Raw genomic sequence first — 14,397 nt, 5'->3', positions numbered from 1 at the left:
GCCGCGGCCGGCGCGGCCGGGCCCGGTCCGGGCTCCGCGCTCGCCGCAGGTGCGGACGGGCCGGCCGGTGCCGGCGGTCCGCCCGGTGCCGGCGTCTCCGGGGACGGCTCGTCGGAGTCCGGGAGCCCGGTCGCGGTCACGGCCCCCGCGTGCGGCGAGCCGGGCCGGCCGGGCCCGCCGGACGGCCCGCCGGTGCCCACCGGTCCCGACGGCGGGACGGCCGGACCGGACTGGTCGGAGAGGTCGGAGAGGTCGGACGAGGCGGACGGAGCGGACGGGGCGGACGGGGCGGACGGACCCGCCGGTGGTCCCGGCCGGAGGGACACCCCCGGACCGGCCTGCCGTTCCGCGGGACCGGACGGAGCCGCCAGCGCCGGCCCGACGCCCAGCGGTACGGCGAGACCCAGCACCGCCACCGTGAGCAGCAGGCGGAGCCGGCGGCCGCCCCGGCGACGGGTGCCCGGGAAGCGGCGGCGGGAGCGCGCGACGGGCAGCGGCCCGAGGGACGTCTTCGAAGGTGCGGCCACGGTCGAGGTCCTTCCGACGGCCGACCGCGCACGGGCGGGGTCGGCGGCGGGACAGCTCCCGACCAGATTCACACAATCCGACATTCCGGGCATTTCGAACGGCTGTGCACCAACCGCCCGGTCGTCCCCGCCGCCCGCCACCGGGGGCACCGGGCCGGATCAGGCCCGCAGCACCACCTTGCCGACCTGCTCGCCCGCCTCCAGCACCCGGTGCCCGGCGGCCGCCTCCGCCAGCGGCAGCACCCGGTCGATCACCGGCTTCACCACCCCGGACTCGACCAGCGGCCAGACGTGCTCGCGCACCGCCGCCACGATCGCGGCCTTCTCGGCCAGCGGCCGCCCGCGCAGGTTGGTCGCGACCACCGCCCCGCGCTTGCGCAGCAGCGTGTTGAGGTTGAGCTCGCCCTGCACCCCGCCCTGCAGCCCGATGATCACCAGCCGGCCGTTCACCGCCAGCGCGTCCACGTTCCGCTGCAGGTACCTCGCGCCCATGATGTCGAGGATCACGTCCGCCCCGGCACCGTCGGTGGCCTCCCGGAGCGCCTCGACGAAGTCCTGCTCGCGGTAGTCGATCAGGATGTCCGCCCCCAGCGCGGCGCACCGGGCCAGCTTCTCCGCGCTGCCCGCCGTCACCGCCACCCGGGCGCCGACCGCCTTGGCCAGCTGGATCGCCATCGTCCCGATGCCGCTGGCGCCGCCGTGCAGCAGCACCGTCTCGCCCGGCCGCAGGTGGGCGGTGAGGAAGACGTTGGACCAGACCGTCGAGACTACCTCGGGCAGCGCGGCGGCCTGCTCCACGGTGAGCCCCTTCGGCACCGGCAGCAGCTGCCCGGTCGGCACCGCGACCAGCTCCGCGTAGCCGCCGCCGGCCAGCAGCGCACACACCTCGTCGCCGACCGCCCAGCCCGCCACCCCGGGCCCGAGGGCGACGATCCGGCCCGCGCACTCCAGTCCGGGGTACGGCGGACTGCCGGGCGGCGGGTTGTAGAAGCCCTGCCGCTGGAGCAGGTCGGCACGGTTGACCGCGGAGGCCGCCACCTCGACCAGCACCTCGCCCTCGCCGGGCACCGGATCCGGCACCTCGGCCCAGACCAGCGCCTCGGGCCCGCCGGGTTCAGGAATCGTCATCGCATGCATGCCCCGAAGCTACTGCGTCCCGGGCGCCTCCCCGCGGCGGACGCCCCCGGCGGCGACCGGCCGCCGACACGCCCGGGCGGCCCCCGCAGGGCCTCCACCGCCCCGCGCCCGCGCCATGCTTGACGACGTGACGAACGGCGAGCAGCCCTCCGGGGCCAAGGGGACCGGCCTCCGGCAGCGCCGGCCGGCGTGGCGCGCCGGCCGGCCCGCACCCGACGTCGAGGCCGGCGACCGGATCGTCCTCCCGGCGCAGAAGCCGCGGGCACCGCTGCGCCAGGTGTCCGGGCGGCTGCTGCTGGCGCTCGCCGTGCTGCTGGCCACCGCCGTGCTCGTCTGGCTGGACCGCGACGGCTACCACGACAACGCCGACGGGAGCCTGAGCTTCCTCGACGCGGCGTACTACGCCACCGTGACGCTCTCCACCACCGGGTACGGCGACATCACCCCGTTCAGCGACAGCGCCCGGCTCACCAACATCTTCGTGATCACCCCGCTGCGCGTGCTCTTCCTGATCATCCTGGTCGGCACCACGCTCGAAGTGCTCACCGAACGCACCCGCCGGCAGTGGCGGATCGGACGCTGGAGGTCCGCCGTGAGGGAACACACCGTCGTGATCGGCTACGGCACCAAGGGCCGCAGTGCCGTCGCCACCCTGCTCGGGCAGGGCGTCCGCCGGGACGAGATCGTGGTCGTCGACCCGCAGCGCAAGGTGATCGAGCAGGCCGCCCTGGACGGCCTGGCCGGCGTGGTCGGCGACGCCACCCGCACCGAGACCCTGCTGCGCGCCGAACTCCCCCGCGCCGCCCGGGTGGTGGTCGCCCCCGAACGCGACGACACCGCCGCGCTGGTCACCCTGACCGCCCGCCAGCTCAACAAGGGCGCCACCGTGGTCGCCGCCGTCCGCGAGGACGAGAACGCCCCGCTGCTGCGGCAGAGCGGCGCCGACGTCGTGGTCACCAGCTCCAGCTCGGCGGGCCGCCTGCTCGGCATGTCGATGCTCAGCCCGCACGCCGGCGCGGTGATGGAGGACCTGCTCACCTACGGCACCGGCCTCGACGTGTACGAGCGCCCGGTCACCCGGGCCGAGGCCGGACACGGCCCGCGCGAGTGCACCGACCTGGTGGTCGCGGTGGTGCGCGGCCGGCGGGTGCTCAAGTACACCGACCCGGAGGCCGCCACCCTCCAGCTGACCGACCGGGTCATCACCATCGGGCCGGCCGTCACGCCGGGCGGCTGAGGCCGGCGACCGGCTCCGGGCCGGTCACGGCGTCGCCAGCAGTTCCACCGTCCCGCCGGCCGCCACGCCGCCGGGCGGCACCACGGCGAGCGCCTCCGCCCGGGCCAGGCCGCGCAGCATCGCCGGGCCGTCGAACGCCAGCGGGACGGCGCCGCGCACCGTCCGGCGGACCGGCAGCAGCCGGGTGTCGGCGGGGTGGCCGGGCAGGTCGACGGCGGCGGGGGCGAGCACCGGCTCGCCGGCCGCCCGGCCGCCCAGGGCGTGCAGCAGCGGCAGGGCCAGCGTGACGGTGCCGGCCACCGCGGCCAGCGGATTGCCGGGCAGGCCCACCAGGTGGCGGCCGCCGGGCAGGGCGGCGAGCAGCATCGGATGCCCCGGGCGGACGGCGACCCCGTCCACCAGCAGCCGCGCCCCGGCCTCGGTGAGCGCCCGGTGCAGGAAGTCGACCGGCCCCGCCGCCGTCCCCCCGGTGGTCACCACCACGTCCGCGGTCGAGTGCCGGACGGCGTCCCGGAGCAGGCCGAAGTCGTCCCGGACCGCCCGCACCCCGCTCACCTCGGCACCGGCCGCGCGCAGCCACGGCGGCAGCAGCGGGCCGAGCGCGTCCCGGACCAGACCGGGCTGCGGCAGGCCGGAGGCGAGCAGTTCGTCGCCCAGGACGAGCAGCTCGACCACCGGGCGGCGGCGGACGGCCAGCCGGTCGTGGCCGCAGGCCGCGGCCAGGCCCAGGACGGCCGGGCCGACCGGCGTGCCGGCCGGCAGCAGCGCCTCGCCCCGGCGGCACTCCTGGCCGCGCGGGCGGACGTCCTGACCGGTGGTCAGCGAGCCGGGGGTGCGGTCGTGCAGCAGCCCGGCCGCCCGCTCGCCGTGCTCGCGGCGGAGCACCGCGGTGGCTCCGGGCGGCAGCTGCGCGCCGGTGGCGATCTCCACGGCCGCGCCGTCGGCCAGCGGCTCCGCCTGCTCACCGGCCAGCAGCCGGCCGGCCACCCGCCAGGGGCCGGGGCCGGCCACCGCCCAGCCGTCCATCGCCGAGGTGTCGAAGGCGGGCAGGTCGGTGAGCGCGGTGAGCGGCTCGGCGAGCGTGCGGCCGAGTGCGCCGGCCAGGTCCAGCAGCTCCGGGGGGAGCGGGCGCAGTCCGGCCCGGCGGGCGGTCTCCCGGGCCCGCGCCCAGTCGGGCGTCGCCGGTCCTGCGGTGCGGAACCGGCCGAGCACCTGGTCCTCCTCCACGGTGTTCACGACGGGTCCGGCCCGGCCGCCGCGGCCCAGCGCTCGGCCAGCTCGGCGGTCCGCCGGGACGCCTCGGCCACCGCCGCGGGCCCGCCGCCCTGCTGCGCGGCCGCGTAGCCGACCAGGAAGGCGGTCAGCGGCGCGGCCGGCCGGGCCACCCCGTGGGCGACCACCCGGGCGAGGTCGAGCAGTCCGTGGACGTCGACGTCCAGGTCGATCCCCAGCTCGGCCGCGACCTCGGCCATCCAGTCATCCAGCGTGCGCTCCATGGGCCCCATGCTGCCTGATCACCGGTTTCCCCGGGATGTTTGCCCGGTGAGCGGCGCGCGTCGTTTCGCTCACGCGGCCCCGGCGGCGCCGTGAGCACGGCCCCGGAGGCCCACCGCGGCAGGGCACGCCCGGGCGTGTCCGACGATTCGCGTCGCCCGCCAGGCGGGAGTCGTCGGACACGCCCTCACCCGCCCTCGCGCTCGCGGGCGCGCTCCAGGTCCTCCCAGGTGTCGCAGTCGTACGTGACGTCGTCGGTGTCCGCCAGCCGCAGCGTGTGCAGGCCGCCGGTGAGCCGGCGCAGCGGCAGGCCGGCCGGGTCGCCGACGGCGGCCAGCGCGGTGCGCAGGGCGGCGGTGCGATAGGCGGCGGCGAGCGGCTGGTCACGCCCGGCGGCGTCGACCAGGACGACGGCCTCGGTGTCCGGTTCCGCCCCGGCGAGGGCGGTGACGAGCCGGCCGACGGTGCGCTCGTCCAGGAACGGCAGGTCGGCGGCGAGCAGCAGCACGATCCCGGCCGTCACCTCGGCGAGGCCGGCCGCGACGGCCGCCACCGGCCCGCCGCCGGGCGGCTGTTCGCGGGTCCAGCGCACCGCGGTGCGGGCGGTCGGCCGGACCGGGCCGACCACCACGGTGGTGCGGGCCCCGGCGCAGGCGGCGAGCACCCGGTCGAGCAGCGTGGTCTCGCCGACCGTCAGGCCGGGCTTGTCCGCGCCACCGAGCCTCCGGGCGGCGCCACCGGCGGGCACGATCACGTCGTACGGCGTCATGCCGCCAGTATCCGCCCGGCCGGATCAGGCCCCGGGGTCGTCCTCCACGATCTCCGCGTCGATGATGCCGTCGTCGTCCTCGGCCGCGGGCCGGGGGCGGGCGGTGTTGGCGGCGGCGCCCAGCTCCAGGATGGCCGGCAGGGTCAGCTCCCCGTACCGCTCGTTCATCGCGGTGACCAGCGCCTCCGGATCGTCCGGGTACGCGGCCAGCAGCCGGTCGAAGTCCTGGAGGTACTCGCCGGTGAAGGCGAGCACCCGGGCCGCCTCGTCACCCCGGTCGGGCGCCCGGTGGCCGGCGATCACCCGCTGGGCGCCGAGTCCGGCGATCCGGCCGAGGTTGTGCGTCCAGGCGGTGCGCTGCTCCGGGGTGGTGTCGGCGGTCCAGACGTGGGTGCCGTTGTAGACGAAGTCCCCGGCGATCACGGTGCCGATGCTGGGCACGTGCACCACGGTGGAGTCGCCGCAGTCGCCCTGGCCGAGCAGCAGCACCGGGATCACCTGGCGGTCGATCATCAGCGGCTGCGGCAGCAGCGGGGCGGGCACCAGCGGGTGGTCGGGGATGTCGTCGCCGTACACCGGCTTCCACTGGGCGACCTTGGCGGCGGCGGTGCGCAGGATGCCGTCCACCACCGGGGGCGCGGCGAGCAGCTGTGCCTCCGGGAAGAGCTTCAGCACCTCCTCGGCGCCGAAGTAGTGGTCGGGGTGCTGGTGGGTGACGACGATGGCCAGCAGCCGGCGGCCCTTCCCGGCGACCCACTCGGCCAGTTCCCGGCCGGCGCTGCGGGTGAGCTGGGCGTCGACCAGGATCGCGGTGCGCTCGCCGAGGATCAGCGTGGACGTCGCGAAGAAGGCCGACTCGGGGCCGGTGAAGACGGCGACCTCCAGCGGCCGGGCCCCGGCGGCCTCGCGGCCGGTGCCGTCGACGGCGCCGGCACGCTCCTCGGACGGGGACGGCGTCACGGGTGGCTCCCTCTGGTCGGCGGTCGGACTCCCTGCGCCCTACAGCATGGGAGCACGACCCGCCGATTCCCCGTCAGACACGCCCGGACCGGCCTCAGGCGGCGAGCGCCTCGGCCTTGCGCGCCGCGTCCTCCAGCGCCTGCGCCTTGGACTCGGCGGCCTGCTGGACGAACCCGGCCATCGCCGGGACGGTCGCCGCCAGGGTGAACTCGGGGACGATGAAGTCGACCTCCAGCCCGAGCATCCCGGTCAGCACCTTCTCCAGGTAGGTGGTGACGAACTCGAAGGGCTCCCGCGGGGCGCCGGGCGCGTACGAGCCGCCGCGCGCCGCGACCACGGTGACCGGCGTGCCGGCCGCCGAGGGGCTCTCCCCCGCCGTGCGGCCCATCAGGATCACCTGGTCCAGCCAGGCCTTGAGGCTGGACGGGATCGTGAAGTTGTACATCGGCGTGCCGATCACGATGGCGTCGGCCTGCTCCAGTTCGGTCATCAGCTCCTCGCGCAGGGCGAGGGCGGCCGCCTGCTCGGGGCTCTGCTGCCCGGCCGGGGTGAAGGCGGCGGAGATGCCGTGGGCGTCCAGGTGCGGCACCGGCCGGGCGGCGAGGTCCCGGTAGACCACCGTGCCCTCCGGGTGCCGGGCCTGCCAGGCGGCGCGGAACGCGGCGGAGACCTCGCGGGAGACGGAGCCGTCGGTGAAGGCGGACGAGTCGAGGTGCAGCAGAGTGGGCATGAGGGGACCTCCGTCGAATAAGTAGCTGCTCTTTCCCCCGCAGCTATAAGTACGGTAGCAGCTTACTTTTCTATAGTCACTGGGGACGGGCCAGGTACCCTGTACGCATGGCCCAGCACGAGGTAGCGACCGACGGGACCGACGCGCTCCCCGGCGCGTGCACGGCGACGCCCGTCTGCACCGGTGCGGACGTGGCGCTGACCCGCGTCTTCAGCCTGCTCGGCAAGCGCTGGACCGGCCTGATCCTGGCCGTGCTCACCCACAACGGGCCGGCCTACTTCTCCGAACTGCGCCGGGCCGTCCCCGGCATCAGCGAGCGCATGCTCTCCGACCGGCTCACCGAGCTGGCCGACGCCGGGCTCGTGCTCCGCCGGGTCGACGAGGGCCCGCCGCTGCGCGTCAGCTACCGCCTCAGCCAGTCACGGGTGAGCGCGTCGTCCTCGATCGCGTCGTGCAGCCAGCCCGCGGCGACCTGCTCCTCGCTCCCGCCCCGCTCGGCCACGCCGTGCGCCACCGCGGCCAGGTGCTCGGTGTAGGGCCGGCCGTTCTTGTCGACCTGCCCCCCGTGTGCGCTCCGCGCGATCGTCTCCACCTCGGACAGGCTCAGATAGTTCACCGGGCCATGGTAGGCCGCGGGGCTCTGTCTGGTTGGATGCGGCGTGGCCGGGCAGGACCCCCGGCCGCCCGTCCGTGCCGACGACCCGGCACCGCCGCGTCGGCACCCCGGCCCCGGCGGGGCCCGAGCGATCCGAGGAACCATGCCCAGCCTGCATCCACTGCTCTCCGGCTTCGCCCCGATCTGGGCCCTGACCGGAGCGGGCTACCTGGTCGGACGCAGCGGGCTGCTCGGGCCGCACGCGGAGGCGGTGCTGAGCCGGTTCGTGTTCCACGTGGCGATGCCGGCCGCGCTGTTCCTGATGATCGGCCGCACTCCGCTGGGCCGGTTCGCCAATCCGTCGATGCTGGCGTTCGCCGCCGGAACGGCGCTGGCGGTCGCGCTGGGGGTGCTGGCCGCCCACCGGTTCTTCGGCCGGGGCCCGGCCGAGCGGGCGATCGGCGGCATGGCGGCCGGCTACGTCAACTCCGCCAACCTCGGCATCCCGGTCGCCGTGCAGGTCCTGGGCGACGCCTCGTTCGCCGCCCCGGTGGTGCTGTTCCAGACCCTGCTGGTGACGCCCCTCGCGCTGACCGTCCTGGACACCGGGCGCGCGGGCCGACGGGCGGCGCTCACCCTGCCGCTGCGCAACCCCATCCTGCTGGCGGCCGCGCTCGGGGCGCTGGTCTCCGCGACGGGGTGGCACCTGCCGGCCGAGCTGAACCACTCCTGCGAACTGCTCGGCGGGGCCGCCGTGCCGACCGCTTTGGTGGCACTCGGCCTGTCGCTGCACCACCGTCCGGCCAGGGGCGACACGGCCCCGGGCGGCACGGTCCCGGGCGGCACGGTCCCGGCCGAACCGGCCCCGGGCGGCACGGCCGCGGGCGGCACGGCCCGGTACGCGGAGGTCGGGGTGGCGGTCGTGGTGAAGACGCTGATACAGCCACTGGGCGCGTTCGCCGTCGGTGCGTTCCTGCTCCACCTGCCGGCACACCAACTGCTCACCGTGGTGCTGTTCTCCGCCCTGCCGACCGCCCAGAACGTCTTCGTCTACGCCCGCGAGTACGGGCACGGCACCGCACTGGCCCGGGACTCGGTGCTGTGGTCAACCCTGGCCTCGATGGCCACGCTCTCGGCGGTCAGCTGGGCCCTCGGCCCGTCCTGACCGGCCGCACGCCGCACGCCGCACGCCGCACGCCGCACGCCGCACGCCGCGAGGCTGTCACCGCTCGTGACACGGCCGGTGACCGAAGTCCGGCGCCCGCTCGCCCGTCGATCACCGCTAGTTTCCCGGCCCCTGCTCGCCGCACGGCCACCGCCCAGGTCCCGGTCACTCCTCGCGCGCGGCGCCCACCACCTCCGTCATGGCCAGCAGGAACCGCCGGGCCGTCGCCAGCTCGCCCGCGTCGAACCGTCCCATCGCCGCCACCAGGTCGGCGATCAGCCGGCCGAAGAAGGCCTGTCCCAGCTCCATCGCCTGGTCCTCCACCAGCAACCGGACCCGCCGCCGGTCGGCCGGGTCGCGCTCGCGCCGGATCAGGCCGAGCCGCTCCAACCGGTCGATCAGCCCGGTGGTGCCCGCCGAGTTGAGCCGCAGCGCCTCGCCCAGCCGACCGGGGGTCACCACCGTTCCGGCCCGGGCGGCATCCAGCAGGTGGATCAGCGCCCGCAGGTCGGTGGGGTGCAGCCCGTGCCGGCCGGCGAACTCGGCCCCGAACAGATCGAGTTCGACGGTCAGCCCGCGCAGCAGATGGACCAGCTGCATCGGCTCCTCGGATTCGTCCACCCTGTCATCCTTCCCCGGCACGTCCCGTGCGATTATTCTCTCGCTCAGCGAGATTATTGTTCAGCGAGCTAATTCGCCACTCATCGGAGGGCATGATGTCAGCACGCACCACCAAGACCGTCGGCGCCACTGCGAGCACCGGGACGACCGGACCCTCCGGCCGCCCCGCCACCGCCGCATCCGACGCCTTCCTCGCCGCCTACGACGCCGCCCTCGCCCGCTGGCCCGTCCCCGCCGAGGCCCTCACCGTCCGGACGCCGCACGGCAGTACCCGGGTCAACGCGTGCGGCCCCCGGGACGGCCGCCCGCTGGTCCTGCTGCACAGCGGCGGCGCCACCTCGGTCAGCTGGCTCGCCAACGTCGGTGCGCTCGCGGCCGCCGGACACCGCGTGCTCGCCGTCGACCTGATCGGCGACCCCGGGCGCAGCGTGCTCGACGGAACCCGGCTCGACGGCCTGCCCGGCCTGATGGGCTGGCTGGACGCCGTCCTCGACGGGCTCGGCCTCTCCGGGACCGACCTCTGCGGCCACTCGTACGGCGGGTGGATCGCGCTGGAGTACGCCCTGCACGCCCCGGCACGCATCCACCGGCTCGCACTGCTCGACCCCACCCAGTGCTTCGCGGGCTTCCGTCCGGGCTACCTGCTGCACGCGGTGCCCCTCTTCCTGCCGCCGCGCACCGTCGGCAAGGCCCGCGCCTTCCTCGACTGGGAGACCGGCGGCACCGGCCTCGACCCCGCCTGGCGCGAGCTGTTCGCCCTCGGCCAGGCCGGCTTCCCCGCCGCGCGCCCCGTCACCGGCCGCCCGGCTCCCGGGCGCCTGCGCACCTTCACCGCCCCGACGCTCGTGCTGCTCGCCGGACGCAGCCGCACCCATGACGCGGTCCGCGTCGCCGCCCTGGCGCGCAAGGCCCTCCCCGACGCCACCGTCACCGTCCTCCCCGACGCCTCCCACCACAACCTCCTCATGGCCGACGCCCCCGAACTGAACCGCCACCTCACCGACTTCCTCGCCGAGCACCCCTGACCGGCACACCCCGCCGGGTGTCCCCGACGGCCCGCCCGCTTCTACGATCGATCGGTCGGACGGACACGGACGAGGACCGTCCGGAAGACCGATCGAAGGGGTGGGCAGGGATGACCGCGGAAGCAGTGGCGATGTTGCGGACGGCGGGAGCCGACGGGATCGAGCACCCCGGCGGCACGCTGCTGGCACACCTGCAGCGCGTCGGTGCCCTGCTCGACTCGTGGGGCGCGCGCCCGGCGCTGGTGTCGGCCGGCCTCTGTCACGCCTTCTACGGGACCGACGGCTTCCCGGTCGCCCTCCTGGACCTCGGACGCCGGGCGGAACTGGTCGAGGCGATCGGCACCGAGGCCGAGGCGCTCGTCCACTTCTACGCCTCCTGCGACCGCGCCGCCTCCTACGGCGGACTGACCGAGGAGGACGGCCCGTTCGTCGACCGGTTCACCGGCGCCCGGCTGCGGCCGGGCCTGGCGGCCCGGCGCGACTTCGCCGAGCTCACCGCGGCCAACGAGCTGGACATCGCCGCCATCAGCCCCGAGGTCCGCGCCCGGTACGGCGCGGACCTGCTCGACCTGTTCACCCGTTGGCGCCCGCTGCTGTCCGAACCCGCCTGGGAACACTGCCGCAACGTGCTGGACCGGCCCGGCGTCTGACCGCCCGCCGGACGGCCGGTCCACGGCAGGCGCGGCGGCGCGGCCGCCCCGCGGTGGACCGGCTTCCCCGCGGTGGATCGGCGGACCGTCCGTCGGGCACCCTCCCTCTCATGACCCCGCCCCGGCACACCGCCCACGCCGACCTCCTCGACGAACTCGGCCGCTCCGGCGCCCGGCTCGCCGCCACCCTCGGCGTCCTCACCGACGAGGACCTGCGCGCACCCTCCGCTCTCCCCGGGTGGACCCGCGCGCACGTCGTCACCCACCTCGCCCGCAGCGCCGACGCCTACCGCCGCCTGCTCGCCCTGGCCCGCACCGGTGCCGAACCGACGCCGCGCCCCGACGCCGACGCCCTGGCCCGCGCCGTCGAGTCCGGCGCGGCCCGTCCGGCCGCCGAACTCGCCGCCGACCTGCACGACTCCCTCGCCGGCCTGCTCGCGGACGCCCGGGCCATGCCGGACGGGGCGTGGAACGCGACGGTGACGGCGCTGGCCGGCTGGCCGCACCCGGCCTGGTTCACCCTCCACCGCTGCTGGCGCGAGCTGGAGACCCATCACACCGACCTGGCCACCGGCTACGGCCCGTCCGACTGGCCCGCCGCGTACGTGTCCTGGGCCCTGGACGACACGCTCACCGCCCTGGCCGCCCGCGGCTTCCCGCTCGGCCGGGTCGAGGCCCCCGACCTGGACCGGCGCTGGACGCTCGGCCCGGCCGGTCCAGCCGTCACCGCCCCCGCCCACACCCTGCTCGCCTGGCTCAGCGGCCGGAGCGATGCCACCCCGCTCACCACCACCGGCCCCGTCCCGTCCCCGCCCGCCTGGCCGCTGCCCCCGAGCCGGTCCTGGGCCTGACCACCCACCGGGCCACCGGCTCAGCCCCCGGGGCACACGTCCACACCCGGGTCCGGTCCCGGCAGCTCCCCGGGGCCGGCTCCGAAGTCGGTCTCCTCGGCCGACATCGGACGGAGCCGCAGATCAGGCGGCCGGACCTGCAGGCCGGGCGTCTCCGCGCCTCCGCGTCGGCGGGACGCGACGGGATGCAACGGGCTACGGGGCCGCGCCGTCCGCGGGCCCGGTGACCCGTCGACCGTGGTCCACAGCCGACGGCCGGTGCCCCGTGGGCCGTGGCGGCCCGTCGGACGTCGTGACGGCCGGGTGTCCGGATGTCCGTGACTGCGGCCGCTGCCGGTGGGCGGCTCCCGTCAGTAGATCAAGTAGCCGGGCCGGCGGCCCTCGTCCTCGATCTCCCCCGTGGCCTGCGCCCGCAGCTTGTGGGCCAGTTCCTCCAGTGCGCGGGAGGCCGCGACCTCCTCGCCGATCCGGGCGAGCGGGCGGTCGTCGGCGCTCTTGACGGCCTCGCCGTGCGCGCTGAGACCCGGCGCCCTCGCCCCGGTCAGTCTCGCCTCGCACCCCGTGTGAACGCCGTCTTCCTCGAAGCTGAGCTCCACGTCCCATTGGTTGTGCATGCCACACCTCCTGGCACCGGCCCCCGTCCTGCCTGGTCAGACCGGCACGGATGCAGAGCCCGTGGCGGCTGCTCACACCAGCGTGCGCCCGCTGCGCCCGAGGCGGCAAGCGCGGCCGCGTCCCGCGGGTCCGCGCCCCGCCCCGGCGGTAGGCTGGCGACAGCGCGCCGCTCGGGCAGTCGGGCGATGGACCGCCGGTGCGGCGCCGGCAGCGACGTTCAGGTGGTCCCTCCGTGGTGGTCTTCCTCCTCGCACTCAGCGCCGCCTGCTGCCTGGGCCTCGGCTTCGTTCTCCAGCAGCACGCGGCACAGCGGGCCCCGCGTGCCGACCTGCTGCACTGGCGACTGCTGCTCGACCTGCTGCGGATGCCCGAGTGGCTGCTCGGCACCGGCTTCATGGTCAGCGGACTGATCCTCTCCGCGCTCGCCCTCAACCAGGGCGAGGTCTCGCTGGTCGAACCGCTGCTCGCCACCAACCTGCTGTTCGCCATGGCACTCTCCCGGGTGCTCACCCGCCAGAGCCTCGGCCGCTCCGGCTGGGCGGGGGTGCTGCTGCTCGGCCTCGGCGTGACCGCCTTCATCGTGGCCGGCCGCCCGACCGGCGGCGGTGCACCGGCCGGGGAGCTGCGGCACTGGCTGGTGGTCGGCACGGTGACCGGGCTGACCCTGCTCCTGGTGTCGATGGCCCGCAAACTGCCGCTGTTCGAGGAGGCCACCCTGCTGGCCCTGGCCGCCGGACTGCTCTACGGCCTCCAGGACGCGCTCACCCGGACCACCACCCAACGCCTCGACCACGACGGGCTGGGCGCCGTCCTGGGCACCTGGCAGCCGTACGCGGTGGTGGCGGCGGGTGTGATCGGCCTGCTGCTGGTGCAGAGCGCCTTCGAGGCCGCGCCGCTGCGGATGTCCCTGCCCGCGCTGACGGCGGCCCAGCCGATCACCGGCATCGCGTGCGCGGTCGGCTTCCTCGGCGACCGCCTCCGCGTCACCCCCGGTGCGCTGGCCTGGGAATCCGCCGGACTGATGGCCATCGTCATCGGCGTCATCGTGATCGGCCGCCACCCCGCCATGCCCGGTACCACCGGCGACCTCCTGGAGACCGTCGGCGAACTCCCGGAGGACGTGGACGTCGAGGACGACGACGGGGAGATCCACGGGAAGGCGGGCGGGCAGGCCGCGGACGGGCCGGAGCCTGCCGACGCGTCCAAGGGCGCGGCCGAGGCGGAGGACGGCCGTCGGTCGGGCCGCGGCCCCGGCGACGCTCCCGGCCCCGGCGGGGCCCGGTAGCCGGCCGGGCGGCGACGCACCGGCGGCGGACGGCGCGGATCGGCGGGCGGCGGAATGTGCTGGAGTGCGCAGGCGGACCTGATCGTCGGCGGGGTGGTCTCGGGCATCGGGGTGCTCTGCCTGGTCCGCACGGCACGCGCCGGACGGCCGGACCGCCTGCTGCTCGCCTCGCTCCCCCTCGTGCTCGGCGTGCACCAGCTGGTCGAGGCCGCCGTCTGGGCGGGCGTCGACGGTGGACTCCCCGCCGAACCGGCCCGCTGGGCGCGCACCGCCTGGGCGGTGATCGCGCTGCCGCTGCTCCCCGTCCTCGTCCCGGCCGGCGTCCTCTGCGCGACCCGCGAACCGGACCGCCGACGGCGCCTCCGACCGTTCCTCCTCCTCGGCCTGCTGGTCGCCACCCCGCTCGCCGTCGCCGTCGCCACCCGCCCGGTGACCGCCACCGACCACGGCCACACGCTCGGCTACGCGATCGGCGTCCCCCACCCGGCCCTCCTCCTGACCGGCTACCTGCTCGCCACCATCGGCCCGCTCCTCCTCAGCCACGACCGGCTGCTCCGGCGCCTCGGCCTCCTCACCGGTGCCGGCGCCCTCGTCTGCGCCCTCCTGTGGCGGCTGGCCTTCATCTCCACCTGGTGCGCCCTGGCCGCCGTCGCGGCCGTGCTCCTCCTCCGCTGGACCGCGCACCCGCCACCACCCGGCCGCCCCGCCGACGAGGCGCTCACCCTGCTGCGCCGGG

General features: G+C 76.3%; 14 protein-coding genes and 4 pseudogenes. 8 read left to right on the top strand and 10 right to left on the bottom strand.

The window, feature by feature from the left end; translation table 11 throughout:
* Together ABZ885_RS24150 and ABZ885_RS24145 are read right to left on the bottom strand one after the other, a co-directional pair.
* Positions 1 to 527 (bottom strand): annotated as a pseudogene (locus ABZ885_RS24150) (hypothetical protein); the annotation flags it as partial.
* Between the two features lie 159 nt (positions 528 to 686).
* The gene (locus ABZ885_RS24145; protein WP_360192225.1) at positions 687 to 1,664 is read right to left on the bottom strand and encodes an NAD(P)H-quinone oxidoreductase; all 978 of its coding nucleotides are present in this window, start codon (positions 1,662 to 1,664) and stop codon (positions 687 to 689) included.
* Positions 1,665 to 1,899: 235 nt separating this feature from the next.
* On the opposite strand from ABZ885_RS24145, the gene ABZ885_RS24140 reads away from it, so the two are divergent.
* The gene (locus ABZ885_RS24140) at positions 1,900 to 2,901 is read left to right on the top strand and encodes a potassium channel family protein (protein ID WP_360192233.1); all 1,002 of its coding nucleotides are present in this window, start codon (positions 1,900 to 1,902) and stop codon (positions 2,899 to 2,901) included.
* Between the two features lie 24 nt (positions 2,902 to 2,925).
* On the opposite strand, the gene ABZ885_RS24135 is transcribed toward ABZ885_RS24140, so the two are convergent.
* The 5 genes and pseudogenes from ABZ885_RS24135 to ABZ885_RS24115 all read right to left on the bottom strand — a co-directional run bounded on the left by ABZ885_RS24135 (position 2,926) and on the right by ABZ885_RS24115 (position 6,854).
* Positions 2,926 to 4,128, bottom strand: a complete 1,203-nt coding sequence (locus ABZ885_RS24135; RefSeq protein WP_360192231.1) for a molybdopterin molybdotransferase MoeA — start codon at positions 4,126 to 4,128, stop codon at positions 2,926 to 2,928.
* A 5-nt stretch (positions 4,129 to 4,133) separates the two neighbouring features.
* Positions 4,134 to 4,385, bottom strand: a pseudogene (locus ABZ885_RS24130) (DUF6457 domain-containing protein); the annotation flags it as partial.
* A 215-nt stretch (positions 4,386 to 4,600) separates the two neighbouring features.
* A pseudogene (locus tag ABZ885_RS24125) lies at positions 4,601 to 5,164 on the bottom strand (NTP transferase domain-containing protein); the annotation flags it as partial.
* Between the two features lie 24 nt (positions 5,165 to 5,188).
* The gene (locus ABZ885_RS24120; protein ID WP_360192222.1) at positions 5,189 to 6,124 is read right to left on the bottom strand and encodes an MBL fold metallo-hydrolase; all 936 of its coding nucleotides are present in this window, start codon (positions 6,122 to 6,124) and stop codon (positions 5,189 to 5,191) included.
* A gap of 94 nt (positions 6,125 to 6,218) precedes the next feature.
* The gene (locus ABZ885_RS24115) at positions 6,219 to 6,854 is read right to left on the bottom strand and encodes an NAD(P)H-dependent oxidoreductase (RefSeq protein ID WP_360192219.1); all 636 of its coding nucleotides are present in this window, start codon (positions 6,852 to 6,854) and stop codon (positions 6,219 to 6,221) included.
* 107 nt (positions 6,855 to 6,961) lie between these two features.
* On the opposite strand from ABZ885_RS24115, the gene ABZ885_RS24110 reads away from it, so the two are divergent.
* Positions 6,962 to 7,390 carry a helix-turn-helix domain-containing protein gene (locus tag ABZ885_RS24110; RefSeq protein ID WP_360192217.1) on the top strand — a complete coding sequence of 143 codons (429 nt, stop codon included), beginning with the start codon at positions 6,962 to 6,964 and terminating at the stop codon, positions 7,388 to 7,390.
* Here the strand turns inward: ABZ885_RS24110 and ABZ885_RS24105 are convergent.
* Positions 7,348 to 7,614, bottom strand: a pseudogene (locus ABZ885_RS24105) (hypothetical protein); the annotation flags it as partial. The gene ABZ885_RS24110 and the pseudogene ABZ885_RS24105 overlap by 43 nt on opposite strands.
* Here ABZ885_RS24105 and ABZ885_RS24100 point away from each other — a divergent pair.
* Complete coding sequence (locus ABZ885_RS24100) at positions 7,613 to 8,614, top strand: AEC family transporter (RefSeq protein WP_360192215.1); 1,002 nt, start codon at positions 7,613 to 7,615, stop codon at positions 8,612 to 8,614. The pseudogene ABZ885_RS24105 and the gene ABZ885_RS24100 overlap by 2 nt on opposite strands.
* 165 nt (positions 8,615 to 8,779) lie before the next feature.
* Here the strand turns inward: ABZ885_RS24100 and ABZ885_RS24095 are convergent, their stop codons facing one another.
* The gene (locus tag ABZ885_RS24095) at positions 8,780 to 9,214 is read right to left on the bottom strand and encodes a MarR family transcriptional regulator (RefSeq protein WP_360192228.1); all 435 of its coding nucleotides are present in this window, start codon (positions 9,212 to 9,214) and stop codon (positions 8,780 to 8,782) included.
* A 116-nt stretch (positions 9,215 to 9,330) separates the two neighbouring features.
* On the opposite strand from ABZ885_RS24095, the gene ABZ885_RS24090 reads away from it, so the two are divergent.
* The 3 genes from ABZ885_RS24090 to ABZ885_RS24080 all read left to right on the top strand — a co-directional run bounded on the left by ABZ885_RS24090 (position 9,331) and on the right by ABZ885_RS24080 (position 11,761).
* Positions 9,331 to 10,260 carry an alpha/beta fold hydrolase gene (locus ABZ885_RS24090; RefSeq protein WP_360192212.1) on the top strand — a complete coding sequence of 310 codons (930 nt, stop codon included), beginning with the start codon at positions 9,331 to 9,333 and terminating at the stop codon, positions 10,258 to 10,260.
* Positions 10,261 to 10,370: 110 nt separating this feature from the next.
* A complete protein-coding gene (locus tag ABZ885_RS24085) occupies positions 10,371 to 10,910 on the top strand; it encodes a DUF6817 domain-containing protein (protein WP_360192209.1) in 540 nt (179 codons plus the stop codon).
* 110 nt (positions 10,911 to 11,020) lie between these two features.
* The gene (locus ABZ885_RS24080) at positions 11,021 to 11,761 is read left to right on the top strand and encodes a maleylpyruvate isomerase family mycothiol-dependent enzyme (RefSeq protein WP_360192207.1); all 741 of its coding nucleotides are present in this window, start codon (positions 11,021 to 11,023) and stop codon (positions 11,759 to 11,761) included.
* Between the two features lie 350 nt (positions 11,762 to 12,111).
* Here the strand turns inward: ABZ885_RS24080 and ABZ885_RS24075 are convergent, their stop codons facing one another.
* Positions 12,112 to 12,375: a dsRBD fold-containing protein gene (locus ABZ885_RS24075; protein WP_360192205.1), complete on the bottom strand. Its 264-nt coding sequence runs from the start codon at positions 12,373 to 12,375 to the stop codon at positions 12,112 to 12,114.
* 233 nt (positions 12,376 to 12,608) lie between these two features.
* Between ABZ885_RS24075 and ABZ885_RS24070 the strand changes: the two genes are divergently transcribed.
* Positions 12,609 to 13,661 (top strand): DMT family transporter, encoded by a 1,053-nt coding sequence (locus tag ABZ885_RS24070; RefSeq protein ID WP_360192202.1) that lies wholly within the window; start codon positions 12,609 to 12,611, stop codon positions 13,659 to 13,661.
* Between the two features lie 54 nt (positions 13,662 to 13,715).
* Positions 13,716 to 14,397 (top strand): DUF6629 family protein (locus ABZ885_RS24065; protein WP_360192199.1); only part of this gene is annotated, 682 nt, incomplete at its 3' end.

Source organism: Kitasatospora sp. NPDC047058, assembly GCF_040643935.1.
In the GTDB taxonomy this organism is placed as follows: domain Bacteria; phylum Actinomycetota; class Actinomycetes; order Streptomycetales; family Streptomycetaceae; genus Kitasatospora.
This window is presented reverse-complemented; position numbering and strand designations above follow the sequence as displayed.

What these genes read in the sequence shown, in the direction of transcription:
- ABZ885_RS24145 (WP_360192225.1), bottom strand. Translation starts at nt 1,664, where the DNA reads ATGCATGCGATGACGATTCCTGAACCCGGCGGGCCCGAGGCGCTGGTC.
- ABZ885_RS24115 (WP_360192219.1), bottom strand. Translation starts at nt 6,854, where the DNA reads ATGCCCACTCTGCTGCACCTCGACTCGTCCGCCTTCACCGACGGCTCC.
- ABZ885_RS24110 (WP_360192217.1), top strand. Translation starts at nt 6,962, where the DNA reads ATGGCCCAGCACGAGGTAGCGACCGACGGGACCGACGCGCTCCCCGGC.
- ABZ885_RS24100 (WP_360192215.1), top strand. Translation starts at nt 7,613, where the DNA reads ATGCCCAGCCTGCATCCACTGCTCTCCGGCTTCGCCCCGATCTGGGCC.
- ABZ885_RS24095 (WP_360192228.1), bottom strand. Translation starts at nt 9,214, where the DNA reads ATGCAGCTGGTCCATCTGCTGCGCGGGCTGACCGTCGAACTCGATCTG.
- ABZ885_RS24090 (WP_360192212.1), top strand. Translation starts at nt 9,331, where the DNA reads ATGTCAGCACGCACCACCAAGACCGTCGGCGCCACTGCGAGCACCGGG.
- ABZ885_RS24085 (WP_360192209.1), top strand. Translation starts at nt 10,371, where the DNA reads ATGACCGCGGAAGCAGTGGCGATGTTGCGGACGGCGGGAGCCGACGGG.
- ABZ885_RS24080 (WP_360192207.1), top strand. Translation starts at nt 11,021, where the DNA reads ATGACCCCGCCCCGGCACACCGCCCACGCCGACCTCCTCGACGAACTC.
- ABZ885_RS24075 (WP_360192205.1), bottom strand. Translation starts at nt 12,375, where the DNA reads ATGCACAACCAATGGGACGTGGAGCTCAGCTTCGAGGAAGACGGCGTT.